Source organism: Janthinobacterium sp. RA13, assembly GCF_000745325.1.
Taxonomy (GTDB): Bacteria; Pseudomonadota; Gammaproteobacteria; order Burkholderiales; family Burkholderiaceae_D; genus Janthinobacterium; species Janthinobacterium rivuli.
In genome coordinates this window covers 1489773-1503552 of record NZ_JQNP01000001.1, presented here as the reverse complement: position 1 = coordinate 1503552, position 13780 = coordinate 1489773, and the positions used below count along the sequence as shown (strand labels likewise).

Sequence of the window (13780 nt, the reverse complement as noted above, 5' to 3'; positions counted from 1 at the left end):
GCATCCATCCTAAAAAAAGCCGTATGGCCGGTGCTTATGCCGCTGCCGTTTGCGCAAACGCAAACAGCGCGTCGAGCACGGCGTCGGGCTGCTCGGCCATCAATTCGTGCCCGCTGTCGACCTGCACCACCGTGCCATGCGCGATGGCAGACGTGAGCAAGCGGGTCGATTTGGGCGGCGTCATCATGTCGCGCGCGCCGAAAATGAATAAAGTGGGGCAGTGTACCGAAGCGGCGGCGATTTCGCCGTTCGCGTAGGCATTGCAGGCAAAAAAATCCGTGTGAAACACGTGATCGGGGTTGAGGGCGGCGATGCGCTGTTTCAAGCGCCGCGCGCCGCCCATGGCGTAAAAGCCGGGGCCGGGGAACGACGGCTTTTGCGCGATCGACGAATGCGACCAGATATTGACCATGTCGATGGCCGCCTGTTCATCGTTGAGCGACGTTTCCAGCAGCGCCGGCGAGACTTTCATCGGGTAGGTGGAACCCAGCATGGCAAGGTGGCTGATCCTTTCGGGCGCCAGGAATGCCGCTTCCAGCGCTATCAGGGAGCCCATGCTGTGGCCGACCAGCATGGCCTTGACCACGCCGGCAGCGTCCAGCACGGCCAGTATCCAGCGCGCCAGCTCTTCCACCGTGGTTTTCGCCGCGCCCAGGCTGCGCCCGTGGCCCGGTAAATCCACGGCCAGCACGTTCCACCCGTGATGAGCGAAATAGCGCGTCTGCAGGGCCCACACGGAATGGTCATTCTGCGCGCCGTGGATGAAGACGGCCGTCGGCTGGTTCGGGTTGAACGGTTTGCCACCCGTGTAGCAGTAAGCAGTGGTGTTGTCGATGGTGAGCAGCATCTCAGGCGCCTTTCTGCGACAGTTTCAGGCCGCGGGCCAGGTCTTCGATCAAGTCATCGGCGTCTTCCAGGCCGACGGACAAACGCATGGTGCCCTGCGTGATGCCGGCCTGCGCCAACTGGTCGTCGGGCACGCGGAAATGCGTGGTGGAGGCGGGGTGGATGACGAGCGACTTGGCGTCGCCCACATTGGCCAGGTGCGAGAAAATCTTGAGGCTGTCGACAAAGCGCTGGCCCGCTGCACGGTCTCCCCGCAGGCGGAAGGTGAACACGCCGCCCGCGCCTTTCGGCAGCAGGGTTTTCGCCAGTTCATAGTCGGGATGCGACGGCAGTTCGGGGTAGGACACGGATTCGACGGCCGGATTGGCCAGCAAAAAGTCGATGATTTTGCGCGTATTGGCCACGTGGCGGTCCATGCGCAAGCCCAGGGTTTCGATGCCCTGCAAGATGGCGAAGGCATTGTGCGGGCTCATGACGGCGCCGAAATCGCGCAAGCCTTCGCGCCGCGCGCGCAGGGCGAACGGCGCTACCGTCGATTCCTCGGCGAAGACCATGCCGTGGAAGCCGTCATACGGCTCGCACAGTTCGGCGAAACGCCCCGTCTTGTCGTATGCCGTTTGCCAGTCGAAGGTGCCGCCATCGACGAGCAGGCCGCCGATGGCCGTGCCATGCCCGCACAGGAATTTGGTGGCCGAGTGGAACACCAGGTCGGCGCCATGCTCGAAGGGGCGCAGCAAATACGGCGTGGTAAACGTCGAATCGAGCATCAGCGGCAACTGGTGTTCGTGCGCCAGCGCGGCAATTTGCGGGATGTCGAGCACGTCGAGGCCCGGATTGCCCAGGGTTTCCGCGAACAGCACTTTTGTAGTTGGGCGGATGGCGGCGCGCCAGGCGTCCACGTCGCGCGGGTCGACAAACGTCGTCTCGATGCCGAAGCGTTTCAAGGTGTAGGCCAGCAGGTTGTGCGAGCCGCCGTACAGGGCGCGTGAGGCAACGATGTGCGAACCGGCGCCGGCGATGGTAGATAAACCAAGATGCATGGCGGCCTGGCCGCTGGCCGTGGCGATGCCGGCCACACCCCCTTCGAGGGCGGCGATGCGTTCTTCCAGCACGGCGTTGGTGGGATTCGAGATGCGCGAGTAGACGTGGCCGGCCCGCTCCATATTGAACAGCGAAGCCGCATGTTCCGAGCTCTTGAAGGCAAACGAGGACGTGAAATGGATGGGCGTGGCGCGCGCGCCCGTGGCCGGGTCGGGCGCGGCGCCCGCATGCAGGGATAAGGTATCGAAACCGGGGTATTTCGGGCCGCTCATGGTGTCTCCGCCAAGTTTTATAGTGGCAAGATCGTAACCTGATTTACCTCTGAGCAAAAGGGCTCCCGTGCAGGGCGCATGGCGCCGTGCTGGCGGACGGTCAGGCTCAGCTGGCGTGTAACCTGCAGTGTAAAAAAAGTGACCGGCGCGGTGTGGCGGTGGTAGGATATCGGATCAGCGATATTCGGGCTGTTTGACCTGTGCGCGTGCGCCGCGCCGCAGGGAAGGCTGCTACGTGCCAGCGAAATCCTGGGCTTCAGGCGAACTCTCATCGCATGTCCACCAGGAAAGATTTTATGCCCGCAATATCGTTCGACGGCGACCTCGCCGTACCCGGACCATCTATAGTCGACGGCCTGTGCCACGCAGGCTGGCTCATGCAAGAGCATTTCATTTCCCCTGAACTGAGCCGCCAACTGGCCGCCGAATGCGTGCAATCCATGCTCAGCGGCAAGATGAAGGGCGCCGGCGTGGGCAGCGGCCATGCACCGCTGCTGCAGCCGGACATCCGCGGCGACCATATCGAATGGCTGGAAACGGGCCGCTCAGCGGCGTGCGACCGCTACCTGGCACACATGGAAGCGCTGCGCTGCATGCTCAACCGCGAGCTGTTCCTGGGGCTGGAAGAATACGAAAGCCATTTCGCCCTGTACGCGCCGGGCGCCTTTTACCGTGCCCATCTGGACCGTTTCCGCGACGACGACAAGCGCACCGTGTCCGTCGTGCTGTACCTGAACGACGACTGGCTGCCCGGGCACGGCGGCGCGCTGCGCCTGCACCCGCAAGGCGCGCCCGTGGTGGACATCTTGCCGCAAGCGGGGCGCATGGCCATGTTCATGTCGGGCGAGATGCTGCACGAAGTGTTGCCGACGGCGCGCGAGCGTCTCTCCATAGCTGGTTGGTTCCGCCGCCGCGCGTGATGCAAAGTGCTGCGCAATCCCCCTCGATTTGATTGCGCGCAAGGCTGGATTTTTCCGCAGGCATAGGCTACAGTCGCAGTAAGGGCTAGAATAACTAAAATACCAATCACGCGGACAGGACGGCCAATATGAAAGTATCTGAAATTCTCCAAGTCAAGGGCAATATCCTCTACACGGTCACGCCTGACCAGCCCCTGCTTGACGCGGCCAATACCATGGCTGAAAAAGACATCGGTTCGCTGGTGGTCATGGAATTTGGCGACCTGGTCGGCATGCTGACCTTCCGCGAGGTGCTCAACGCGCTGCATGAAAACGCGGGCCAGATCGGCGGCGGCACCGTGCGCAAGCACATGGATGACCACCCGATTACCGTGACACCGGATACGGAAGTCAACGAAGTGCGCCGCATCATGCTGGAAAAACACGCGCGCTACCTGCCCGTCATGAACGCCAAGACCTTGCTGGGCGTCATTTCCTTCTACGACGTGGCGCGCGCCGTGCTCGAAGCGCAAAGCTTCGAGAACCAGATGCTGAAAGCGTACATCCGCGACTGGCCGGCCGAAACCACCGATTAAGCTACGCTCATCGAGTAAAAACAACGCCGGCAACCGCCGGCGTTTTGCATTGACGATCCAAGGCGGCGGCTATGCGGCCCCCTGCAGCGCCTCGTTGTTCAGCCAGGTGCCCAGCGCCGTGGCCGTCATCGGGCGGGCGAACAGGAACCCTTGCGCCATCGGACAGCCCAGCGCCTGCAGGATTTGCGCCTGCCGCTCGTCTTCCACGCCTTCCGCGATCACGGCCAGGCCCAGGTTGCGGCCCAGCTGGATGACCATTTCGGCGATGCTGCTGCCGCGCGCCGATCCCGTGATCTCGGTGACGAAGGCGCGGTCGATTTTCAGGCGGTCGACCTGCAGGCGCTGCAAATAGGATAGCGAGGAAAAACCCGTGCCGAAGTCGTCGATGGCGATGCTGACACCCGTCTGCTTGATCTGCCACAGCATCTTGATCAGCAGGTCCGGCTCTTCCATGGCCATCGATTCCGTGATTTCCAGTTCGATGAACTCGGGCGGCGCCTGCGTCTCTTCCAGCGCCGCGCGCAGCATGTCCAAAAACAGCGGGTGGCGGAACTGCACTTGCGACACGTTGACGGACATGACGAAGTTGCGGTGGCCCTGCTCGCGCAGCAGCACCAGTTCGCGGCACGCCGTGCGCAGCACCCATTCGCCGAGGTCGATGATGATGCCCGAGTATTCGGCAATCGGAATGAAGCGGTCGGGCGAGATGAACTTGCCGTCCGGTGTCTGCCAGCGCAGCAGCGCTTCGGCGCCCACGGGGCGGCGCGTGGTCAGGTCGATCTGCGGCTGATACACGACAAACAGCTGGCCCTGGCTGAAGGCCGTGCGCAGCGCGTGCATCATGCGGACTCGTTCGCGGATTTCGATGCCCATGCTGCGTGAGAAATAGAAGTGCCCGGCGCGCTGCTGGCTTTTCGCCCGCTTCAGGGCGATATCGGCATCCTTCAGCGCATCAGCGCCCGTGCCCGCATGTTCGCCGAGCCGCACCAGGCCCAGGGTAGCGGACAATTGCACGTCCTGCCCATCGATGCAGAACGGCGCCTGGAACAGGGCCAGGATGTTGTTAGGATTGACTTGCGAGGAGTCGCCCAGCACGCAAAAGATGTCGCCGCCCAGGCGCGCCACCGTCAGCTGGGGGCCCAGCTGGGTTTGCAGGCGTCCCGCCACGGCCACGAGCAGCATGTCGCCGAACTGGTGTCCCAGCGCGTCATTGGTCTCGGCAAAATGGTCGAGGTCCACCAGCGACAGGGTGGCGTCGTCGCGCGCGGGGCCGGCCAGGGTGGCGTCGAGGATTTCCACCAGGCGCGTGCGGTTGGGCAGCTTCGACAATTGATCGTAGAAGGCGGCATTGTGCAGGTGCGACACCAGCTCGACGTTGTCCAGGCCCACGGCGACGTTGCTGCAGAAGACTTCCAGCAGGCTTTCTTCGATGGCCGACAGGGGGCGCGGCAGCACGAGGTAGGCGGCCGCGTCGCGGCTGGCCTTGCCCGCGAAGTACAGGGTGGCGTAGTCGTGCGCGTACACATTGCGCCGCTGCGCCAGGGTGTGCTCGATGGCGGCCATCACGCGCGGGTTTTGCAGACCGCACAGCGCGCTGTGCGGCAAGCTGGAAAAGCTGCCGGTGCAGGCCGAGACGAGCAGTTCCCGTGCGCCATTGTCCTGCAAATCCTGCACGCACAGCACGCCGTCGGCGCGGATGCCCAGCAGGTCGGCGATCTGCGCCAGCACGCCGGCCGAGAAATTCTGCACGCCATGCAGCGCCATCAGCTGCGTGCTGGCGTGGACGATACGGTCCAGGCCGCGCCGGCTGCTGCTGATCGAACGGATCTGCTCGTACGAGCGGATGGCGGCCGTCACCGTCGTAAACAGCTTGATGCGCGTCAGTTCGGACTTGGTCTTGTAGTCGTTGATGTCGAAATCGCGGATGGCATCGATTTCCGGCGCATAGCCGGGCTGGCCCGTGCGCAGGATGATGCGTACGTCCGTCATTTTCAGGGTTTCGCGGATGTAGCGCACCAGGTGCAGGCCGGCGTCATCCTGTTCCATCACCACATCGAGCAGGATGACGGCGATGTCGTCTTCATGCTTGAGCAGTTCGCGCGCCTGGCCGGCTGAATATGCATGCACGAATTCCAGCGGGCGGTGCTGCATTTCCAGGTTGCCGAGGGCGAAAGTGGTGGTGGAGTGGACGTCTTCATCGTCGTCGATGATCATCACCCGCCAGACGCTGCGCGGTGCGACGGCCAGCGGCGCCGCTGGTTGTTCATCGAGGAATACCAGGTCGTCGTGATCGTCCTTGTTGGCGTCAAGGGGGATGATCGGTGCGGGCATGTATAGCTTCTCCAGGATGACTCGATATTTTTTACGAGCGCGTCGCAAAAGTCCATGGCGTTGTTGCGTTGCCTTGCCGTACTTGCGTACTGTCTTCGGCAACGACGCCTAGCCCTGGGCATTTGTGACGTGCTCTCGGCGCAGTCCAAATCGGTTTGACATCAGTATTGTGTGGCGCGCTTTGATCCAAGTATATAGCTATTTAATAAGCAAAATGTTTTTTTAAATCTATTCTGTGGAGCAATATTTCTTGTATTGCATGATTGCAACTCATCTCTGGTATTTTTTATATGAAAAAATACGCGGGATTTTAAAATGGCGAGATGGGTGGGGCAATATCGGGGCCTGGCGTGGCATTTGCGGCATGGCATTCCCCGCAGGCTGGTAGAATTGAGTTTTCCAGTCCTCACACTTCCTACTATGTCCGGCAATTCTTTTGGCAAGCTGTTTACTGTTACCACTTTCGGCGAATCGCATGGCCCGGCCATCGGCTGCGTGATCGATGGCTGTCCTCCTGGATTGATCCTGTCGGAAGCCGATATCCAGCCCGAGCTGGACCGCCGCAAGCCGGGTACGTCGCGCCATGTGACGCAGCGCCAGGAATCCGATACGGTGGAAATCCTCTCCGGCGTGTACCAGGGCGTGACGACGGGTACGCCCATCGCGCTGCTGATCCGCAATGAAGACCAGCGCAGCAAGGATTACGGCAATATCGCGGAAAGCTTCCGCCCCGGCCATGCCGACTATACCTACTGGCATAAATACGGCGTGCGCGATCCGCGCGGCGGCGGGCGTTCGTCGGCGCGCCTGACGGCGCCCGTGGTCGGCGCGGCGGCGATTGCCAAGAAATGGCTGCTGCAGCAATACGGCACCACGTTCAAGGGCTGCATGAGCCAGCTGGGCGACATTCCCGTGCCGTTCCAGTCGTGGGAGCACGTGCATGCGAATCCGTTCTTTGCCGCCAGCGGCGACGCGGACCTGATCGCGCGCATGGAAGATGCCATGGACCAGTTGCGCCGCGACGGCGATTCCATCGGCGCGCGCATCGACGTGATCGCGCAAAACGTGCCCGTCGGCCTGGGCCAGCCCATCTACGACAAGCTCGACGCGGACATCGCCTACGCCATGATGGGCATCAATGCGGTCAAAGGCGTGGAAATCGGCGCCGGTTTCGATTCGGTGGCGCAAAAAGGTTCCGAGCACGGCGACGAACTGACGCCGGAAGGCTTTATCGGCAATAACGCCGGCGGCGTACTGGGCGGCATTTCGACGGGGCAGGATATCAGTGTCTCGATCGCCATCAAGCCGACGTCGTCGATCCGCACGCCGCGCCGCTCGATCGATAAAGAAGGCAATCCCGTGATGGTGGAAACGTTTGGCCGCCACGACCCGTGCGTGGGCATCCGCGCCACGCCCATCGCCGAAGCCATGCTGGCGCTGGTGCTGATCGACCACGCCCTGATGCACCGCGCGCAATGCGGCGATGTCAGCGTGAATACGCCGAAGTTGAAGTAAGTTGAAGTAAGTTGAATGTTGTTGGATGACGGGCCTGCGTTGCGGTGATGTCGGGTTACGCCATTCTGGCTAACCCGACCTACGGCCCACGCCATGCGCGCGCGTAGGTCGGATTAGCGGGGCATGGCCCCGCGTAATCCGACAACATCGTTGGCGCTTCCTGTCACGCCACCTTGTTCGCCACTAATTCCAATTGATGGCGCATCTCCACCGACTGCACCAGCAACGCCCGGATATCGTTGATCAGGTTGAACTCCGTCTGATTCAATTGAATCGGCGGGAAGCTGTCGTCCCAGTCGCCATATAAAAATCCCGTGGGGTGGCCGTTGGCCGACAGGGGCAGCACGACGAAGCTGCGCGCTTCCGACAACGTCGATTTCCACCATTGCGGCAGCTTGGCGGCAAATTTCGGGTCGCGCGCATTGTCGATGAAAATCACGCGGTCGCTATTGAGGGCCGCGTGGAAGACGTTCGGCTCATACGCATCGCCAAACACCATCAGGTCCTGCAGGTCGGCCATGCCTTCGCCCATGCTGATGCGCGCCGAATACAAATGATCCCTGTGGTTGCGCACGAACGCCACCGAGCGCGAAAAATCAAAACCCTGATGCAGCGTTTCAAGCGCCATCGAGACCATCTGTCCCGGACTGGCGCTGCCGATGGCGCCGCGCAGGTCGGCCAGGCCGCCGATCAGCACGCGGTTGCCTTCGGCGCGCATGCGCGTGGACGCCAGCTGGCGCGCGCGCCGTTCGGCCGGTTTCGACAGGGGCGCGATCGACAGGTCGGCCGCTGCCATCGCCTTGGCCTTGTCCACGGCCACCACCAGGTCCGTCGCCGTAATGCCCAGGGTGCCCGCATAATCGTCGATCAGCGCATGCACTTGCGCCGCGCCGGCCGCATCGTCATGCCACAGCGAGTCGGCGCAGCGCGCCGCCATCGTCGACAGTCCCGCCATCCAGTCGGCGCCGCTGACGGGAGAGTTGTCCGGCGACGGGTCCATCGGACGCATGCCGTTGATCAGGTGCTGCGGCAAACCCCAGTGGGCGGCCGTGGCATAGCCCACTTCCGGCAGCGACAGGCCGAGGATTTCGCGCGCGGCGGCCGCCTCGTTGCCGGGACCGGCGTGCGCCTGCATGCGCGCCCAGAAGTCCGTCATATAGAACGTCACCATCATGCGGCCCAGGGTGTGCAGCATCGAGCAGACGACGGCTTGCTCCGCCTGCAGGCTGCCGGCGCTGGTGGCCACCTGCTGCGCCACCATCCCGGCCAGCACGGCCTTTTCCATTTCCACGTGGGCGCTGACGGAATCGGGCGAGGCCTGCGACAGCTCCTCGATCAGCTTCAAGCCCAATGCCAGGTGTCCGATGGCGTCGATGCCCAGCACCAGCACGGCCTTCGACACCGTGTTGACGCGCTGGCCGAAGGCCGAATACATGCCGCTGTTGGCCAGCCTGAGTACCTTGTGCGTGAGGACAGGGTCGGACAGCACCGTTTGCGTGATGTCGAATTCGTGGTCATCCTCGCCGCGCATGGCGCCCAGGATGGCGCTGATGGCTTTCGCGAAGCCGGGCATGTCGCCCTGCTGGCGCGTGCGCGCCCACAGCAAGTCCAGGGTATTTTTGCCGAGCTGTGTCGGCACCGTGAAATGACCTGGATTCATTGCACCCCTCCGCGCGGTTCATTGGCAGACGGCGCAGGCACCAGCGCCGCATAGGTTTTGTCGCTCAAGGCCGCTAGCGCGGCATGGGCCGGCATCGGTTTGCCCGTCAGGTAGCCTTGCACATACTGGCAGCCGCGCGACTCGATGAAATGCATCTGCTCTTCGGTTTCCACGCCCTCGGCCACCACGGACAGGTTCAAATGCTTGGCCAGGTCGAGAATGGTGTTGCAGATGGCCGCATCCTTGCTCGATTCGGGCAAGTCCTTGATGAAGGTGCGGTCGATCTTCAGCACCGAAATGGGGAAGCGCTTCAGATACGCGAGCGAGGAGTAACCGGTGCCGAAATCGTCGATGGCGATGCGCGCGCGGCGCTCCGTCATCTTGACGAGGATGGTTTCCGCATGCACGGGGTCGATCATCAGGGTGCCTTCCGTAATTTCCAGCACCAGGTGTTCGCCGGACAGCCCCGAAAACGCGATGGCGTCATCGAGCACGTCGAGGAATTTGTCGTTGCGGAACTGGCGCGGGCTGATGTTGACGGAGATGTACAGCGGCCGCTTGGCCACTTCCTGGAACTGCTTGAGCTGCACGCAGGCCGCTTTCAGCGCCCAGGCGCCCAGCAGGTTGATCAGGCCATTGGCTTCGGCAATCGGGATGAAGCGCACGGGCGGCACCAGGCCCAGGGTCGGGTGCTTCCAGCGCATCAGGGTTTCGAAACCCTGGATTTGCCGCGTGTGCGCGTCGACGATGGGCTGGTAAAAGAGTAAAAACTCGCCTTCGCGCACGGCCTGGAACATGGCCGCTTCCAGCGAAATATCGTGTTCCGACGGGCCATTCAGGCGCGGGCTGTAGACCAGGCAGCGGGCCTTGCCCGTTTCCTTGGCGCGCGACATGGCCGCATCGGCCAGTGCCACCAGGCGCACTTCATCTTCCGCGTGCAGCGGATAGATAGCCACGCCCACGGACGCTCCCACGTAGATCGTGTGGCCATCGACCTCGAACGGCGCCTGCAGGGTGGCCAGCAGGCGGCCCGTCACCAGTTTGATCTGCGCATCCGTGGCGCTGCCGGGCAGCACGGCGACGAATTCATCGCCGCCCACGCGCGCCAGGGTGTCGCTGTCGCGCAGGGTCTTGCGCAGGCGCGCCGCGGCCAGGCGCAGCACGGCGTCGCCGACGGGGTGGCCCAGGCCATCGTTGACTTTTTTAAAGCCATCGAGGCCGATGGTGGCGACGGAAAAGCCCTGGCCCGAACGTGCGGCCTGGGCGATCACCATGCGGATGCGGTCCGACAGCAGCAAGCGGTTCGGCAGACCCGTGAGCGCGTCGTGCGTGGCCATGTGGCGCAGCCGTTCTTCCGTATTGTGCTGGGCCGACGTGTCGCGCCCGACCACCAGCAGTTCGGCCATGCCGGCCGCGTTCATATAAGAAGACAGGCGCAGTTCGAACCAGATTTCCTGGTCCGGCGTTTGCAGGCGCACTTCCAGGCGGCCCGGTTCTTCCAGGGCGTCTTCCAGCGCCGCTTGCAGCGCCGCGCGCGACGCTTCGGCGGCCAGCGGCAGCAGCAAATGGCCGGACATGCCCGAGGGTGCGGCAAACAGGGTGGCCGCGCGCTTGCTGGCGAACAGGATCAGGCCGTCCGTATCGAGCCGGAACACGACGTCGCCTGCCTCTTCCATGAGGTTGTCCAACTCGTGGCGAGCCTCGCGGTGGGCGGCGGATGGGGTACTGGAAAACATCGTGCTGGCTTTTACCTTTTTGTTATCAGTGCCGGCGCTCGCTGCAGGGCAGGGCGCCAACGGAAAGACTGCGTCGTGCGTGCCGCGTGCCATAGGGGCCGAAAGGGCGGCTATCGGAACGCGATCCACACGAAATGTATCATTGAAAAGCACCCGATTACATGAAATAGAGCAACATTGCTTCAGGTTTTGTAAATATTCCTGCCTTCCATGAAAAAAATCATGTCGCGCGGGGCATGCGGGCATTTTCATTCCACATGGAAACATTTATCTGCGCCTGCTTCCACTGGCGCGCTTGCCCCGCCATGCGCTTTGCGCTAGTCTGGCTGGCAGACGGTGTTGACGGTGCGCCAGCGACGGCAAGGGCGCCATGATAACAAATCGCGGGAGACTCCCATGAATGCCTTTGACACGCATGAAGTTTTTAATCAGGCCACGCCCTTTGAAAACGTCAATCTGTTCGCCTGCGACCCGGCGCTGATCGAAGCGCTGCTGCGCGAGGGCGGCGGCGCGGCCTTGCAGGAGCTCGACGCGCTGGGCGAAAAGCTGGGCCGCGCCGAAACCTATGCGCTGGCGCGCCTGGCGAATATCCACACGCCCGAGTTGCAGCAGTTCGACCGGGCCGGGCGCCGCATCGACGAAGTGCTGTTCCATCCGGCCTGGCATGAGCTGATGGCCATCCTCGTGGGCGCTGGCGCGCACGCTTCACCCTGGGCCACGCCCGGTCCCGGCGCCCAGGTGGCGCGCGCGGCTGCCTATCTATTAGTGGGACAGGTGGAAAACGGCACGCAGTGTCCCGTGACGATGACGTATGCCTCGGTGCCGGCCCTGCGCCAGGCGATGGACCTGCCGCACATCGCTGCGCGCTGGCTGCCGAAAATCCTCTCGCGGGAATACGATCCCCGCTCGCTGCCCGTGGAGCAGAAGCGCGGCGCCCTGGTCGGCATGGGCATGACGGAAAAGCAGGGCGGCTCGGACGTGCGCAGCAATACCACGCGCGCCACGCAGGTGTCCCCGGCCGAGGCGCGTACCCTGTTCGGCGGCGAGGCCGCTGGCGCCTGGCGCATCGTCGGCCACAAATGGTTTTTCTCGGCGCCCCAGTGCGACGCCCATCTGATCCTGGCGCAGGCGGACGAGGGGGGATTGTCGTGCTTTTTCCTGCCCCGCTACCTGCCCGACGGCAGCCGCAACGCCATCCGCGTGCAGCGCCTGAAGGATAAACTGGGCAACCGCTCGAATGCCTCGTCGGAAGTGGAGTTCACCAATGCCTACGGCTGGCTGGTGGGCCAGCCGGGGCGGGGTATTCCCACGATACTGGAAATGGCCAGCCACACGCGCCTCGATTGCGTGCTGGGCAGCACCGGTATCATGCGCGCCGCCTTGACGCAGGCGCTGCACCACGCGCGCCAGCGGGCCGTGTTCGGCAAGCCGCTGGCCGAACAGCCGCTGATGCAGAATGTGCTGGCCGACCTGGCGCTGGAATCGGAAGCTGCCACGGCCTTCGCGCTGCGCCTGGCCCGCTGTTTCGATGAAAAGGACGATGCGCAGCAAGCGATGCTGGCGCGTGTGCTGACGCCGGCCGGCAAGTACTGGATCTGCAAGCGGGGGCCCGGCTTCGGCTTCGAAGCGATGGAGGTGCTGGGCGGCACCGGCTATGTGGAAGACGCGCCGCTGGCGCGTTTATATAGAGAGCTGCCCGTCAACTCGATCTGGGAAGGTTCGGGCAACGTCATGTGCCTCGACGTCTTGCGCGCCTTCGGCAAGTCGCCGGCCGCGCGCGACGCGCTGGCGGCCGAGCTGGCGCTGGCCGGCGATGAGCACGCCGACTTTGCGGCATACCGCGCGCGGCTGCTGGCCGACCTGGACGGGCCGCAAACGGATGAATTCGGCGCCCGGCAATTATCCGAACGCATCGTGCTGGCCGTGCAAGCCGGCTTGCTGCTGCGCCATGCGCCACCGTTTGTGGCGCAAGCCTTCCTGCAGTCGCGGCTGGTGCAAGCGCCGGGCGGCGCGTATGGCCGCTTGCCGGCCGGCACCGATTGCAAGGCCATCCTGGCGCGCGCGCTGCGCGAGTATTGATTTCAATAAATCCGATTATTTCGAAAATTCCGGCCACAGGCGGGCTGGGGGCTGGGATAATGCTGCAAATCCATCATTTTATCGATACACAGCGCGCTTGCGGCCCAGGCTTGCCGCCGCGCCAGCTACTGAGAAAGAAAAACAAGATGAAACAAGATCCACGCTTCCCGAATTTGTTCATTACCGATCACCCTTTGATCCAGCACAAACTGAGCCACATGCGCGAGCACGACACGTCGACGCGCACCTTCCGCGAGTTGCTCAAGGAAATCACTTTGCTGATGGGCTATGAAATTACGCGCGACCTGCCGCTGACGACGCGCGAAATCAAGACCCCGCTGGTCACCATCGACGCGCCTGTCATTGCTGGCAAGAAGCTGGCCATCGTGCCCATCCTGCGCGCCGGCATCGGCATGAGCGATGGCTTGCTGAACCTGGTGCCATCGGCACGCGTGGGCCACATCGGCGTGTACCGCGATCCGGCCACCCACATGCCCGTGGAATACCTGGTGCGCCTGCCCGACTTGAACGAGCGCACTTTTATCTTGTGCGACCCGATGGTAGCGACCGGCAATTCGGCCGTGTATGCCGTCGACGTGCTGAAAAAGCGCGGCGTGACGGACGAGCAGATCATTTTCCTGGCCCTGGTGGCCGCACCGGAAGGCGTGACCGTGTTCCAGAACGCGCATCCGAACGTCAAGATGTTCTGCGCCTCGCTCGATTCGCACCTCGATGACCACGCCTACATCGTGCCAGGCCTGGGCGATGCCGGCGACCGCATCTTCGGCACCAAGTAAGCGAACTC

At 63.2% G+C, this 13780-nt stretch carries 10 protein-coding genes; 5 read left to right on the top strand and 5 right to left on the bottom strand.

Annotated features, from left to right (window positions below; genetic code table 11):
• Nucleotides 1–34 precede the first annotated feature (34 nt).
• Both FG13_RS06480 and FG13_RS06475 read right to left on the bottom strand, forming a co-directional pair.
• Nucleotides 35–847, bottom strand: coding sequence for an alpha/beta fold hydrolase (locus FG13_RS06480; protein ID WP_035819478.1), 813 nt, complete (start codon nt 845–847; stop codon nt 35–37).
• 1 nt (nt 848) lies between these two features.
• Entirely contained in the window at nt 849–2159 is a 1311-nt protein-coding gene (locus FG13_RS06475) for an O-acetylhomoserine aminocarboxypropyltransferase (protein WP_035819475.1), read from the bottom strand.
• Nucleotides 2160–2455: 296 nt separating this feature from the next.
• Here FG13_RS06475 and FG13_RS06470 point away from each other — a divergent pair, with 296 nt between their 5' ends.
• Together FG13_RS06470 and FG13_RS06465 are read left to right on the top strand one after the other, a co-directional pair.
• On the top strand, nt 2456–3079 hold the full coding sequence (locus FG13_RS06470) for a 2OG-Fe(II) oxygenase (protein WP_035819472.1): 624 nt from the start codon (nt 2456–2458) through the stop codon (nt 3077–3079).
• Nucleotides 3080–3207: 128 nt separating this feature from the next.
• Nucleotides 3208–3654, top strand: coding sequence for a CBS domain-containing protein (locus FG13_RS06465; protein WP_010398828.1), 447 nt, complete (start codon nt 3208–3210; stop codon nt 3652–3654).
• A gap of 69 nt (nt 3655–3723) precedes the next feature.
• Here FG13_RS06465 and FG13_RS06460 read toward each other — a convergent pair whose 3' ends face one another.
• Nucleotides 3724–5985, bottom strand: coding sequence for a putative bifunctional diguanylate cyclase/phosphodiesterase (locus FG13_RS06460; protein ID WP_035819468.1), 2262 nt, complete (start codon nt 5983–5985; stop codon nt 3724–3726).
• A 420-nt stretch (nt 5986–6405) separates the two neighbouring features.
• Here FG13_RS06460 and aroC point away from each other — a divergent pair, with 420 nt between their 5' ends.
• Nucleotides 6406–7500 carry a chorismate synthase gene (aroC, locus tag FG13_RS06455; protein ID WP_035819465.1) on the top strand — a complete coding sequence of 365 codons (1095 nt, stop codon included), beginning with the start codon at nt 6406–6408 and terminating at the stop codon, nt 7498–7500.
• A 163-nt stretch (nt 7501–7663) separates the two neighbouring features.
• Here aroC and FG13_RS06450 read toward each other — a convergent pair whose 3' ends face one another.
• Together FG13_RS06450 and FG13_RS06445 are read right to left on the bottom strand one after the other, a co-directional pair.
• Nucleotides 7664–9160 carry an HDOD domain-containing protein gene (locus tag FG13_RS06450; RefSeq protein ID WP_035819462.1) on the bottom strand — a complete coding sequence of 499 codons (1497 nt, stop codon included), beginning with the start codon at nt 9158–9160 and terminating at the stop codon, nt 7664–7666.
• A complete protein-coding gene (locus tag FG13_RS06445; RefSeq protein ID WP_035827482.1) occupies nt 9157–10896 on the bottom strand; it encodes a putative bifunctional diguanylate cyclase/phosphodiesterase in 1740 nt (579 codons plus the stop codon). The genes FG13_RS06450 and FG13_RS06445 overlap by 4 nt, the downstream gene beginning before the upstream one ends.
• A 396-nt stretch (nt 10897–11292) precedes the next feature.
• Between FG13_RS06445 and FG13_RS06440 the strand changes: the two genes are divergently transcribed.
• Nucleotides 11293–12975 carry an isovaleryl-CoA dehydrogenase gene (locus tag FG13_RS06440; RefSeq protein ID WP_035819459.1) on the top strand — a complete coding sequence of 561 codons (1683 nt, stop codon included), beginning with the start codon at nt 11293–11295 and terminating at the stop codon, nt 12973–12975.
• Between the two features lie 146 nt (nt 12976–13121).
• Nucleotides 13122–13772, top strand: a complete 651-nt coding sequence (gene upp, locus FG13_RS06435) for a uracil phosphoribosyltransferase (protein ID WP_010398816.1) — start codon at nt 13122–13124, stop codon at nt 13770–13772.
• Nucleotides 13773–13780: the final 8 nt, after the last annotated feature.

What these genes read in the sequence shown, in the direction of transcription:
- FG13_RS06445 (WP_035827482.1), bottom strand. Translation starts at nt 10,896, where the DNA reads ATGTTTTCCAGTACCCCATCCGCCGCCCACCGCGAGGCTCGCCACGAG.
- FG13_RS06470 (WP_035819472.1), top strand. Translation starts at nt 2,456, where the DNA reads ATGCCCGCAATATCGTTCGACGGCGACCTCGCCGTACCCGGACCATCT.
- aroC (WP_035819465.1), top strand. Translation starts at nt 6,406, where the DNA reads ATGTCCGGCAATTCTTTTGGCAAGCTGTTTACTGTTACCACTTTCGGC.
- FG13_RS06450 (WP_035819462.1), bottom strand. Translation starts at nt 9,160, where the DNA reads ATGAATCCAGGTCATTTCACGGTGCCGACACAGCTCGGCAAAAATACC.
- FG13_RS06480 (WP_035819478.1), bottom strand. Translation starts at nt 847, where the DNA reads ATGCTGCTCACCATCGACAACACCACTGCTTACTGCTACACGGGTGGC.
- FG13_RS06475 (WP_035819475.1), bottom strand. Translation starts at nt 2,159, where the DNA reads ATGAGCGGCCCGAAATACCCCGGTTTCGATACCTTATCCCTGCATGCG.
- FG13_RS06465 (WP_010398828.1), top strand. Translation starts at nt 3,208, where the DNA reads ATGAAAGTATCTGAAATTCTCCAAGTCAAGGGCAATATCCTCTACACG.
- upp (WP_010398816.1), top strand. Translation starts at nt 13,122, where the DNA reads ATGAAACAAGATCCACGCTTCCCGAATTTGTTCATTACCGATCACCCT.
- FG13_RS06460 (WP_035819468.1), bottom strand. Translation starts at nt 5,985, where the DNA reads ATGCCCGCACCGATCATCCCCCTTGACGCCAACAAGGACGATCACGAC.
- FG13_RS06440 (WP_035819459.1), top strand. Translation starts at nt 11,293, where the DNA reads ATGAATGCCTTTGACACGCATGAAGTTTTTAATCAGGCCACGCCCTTT.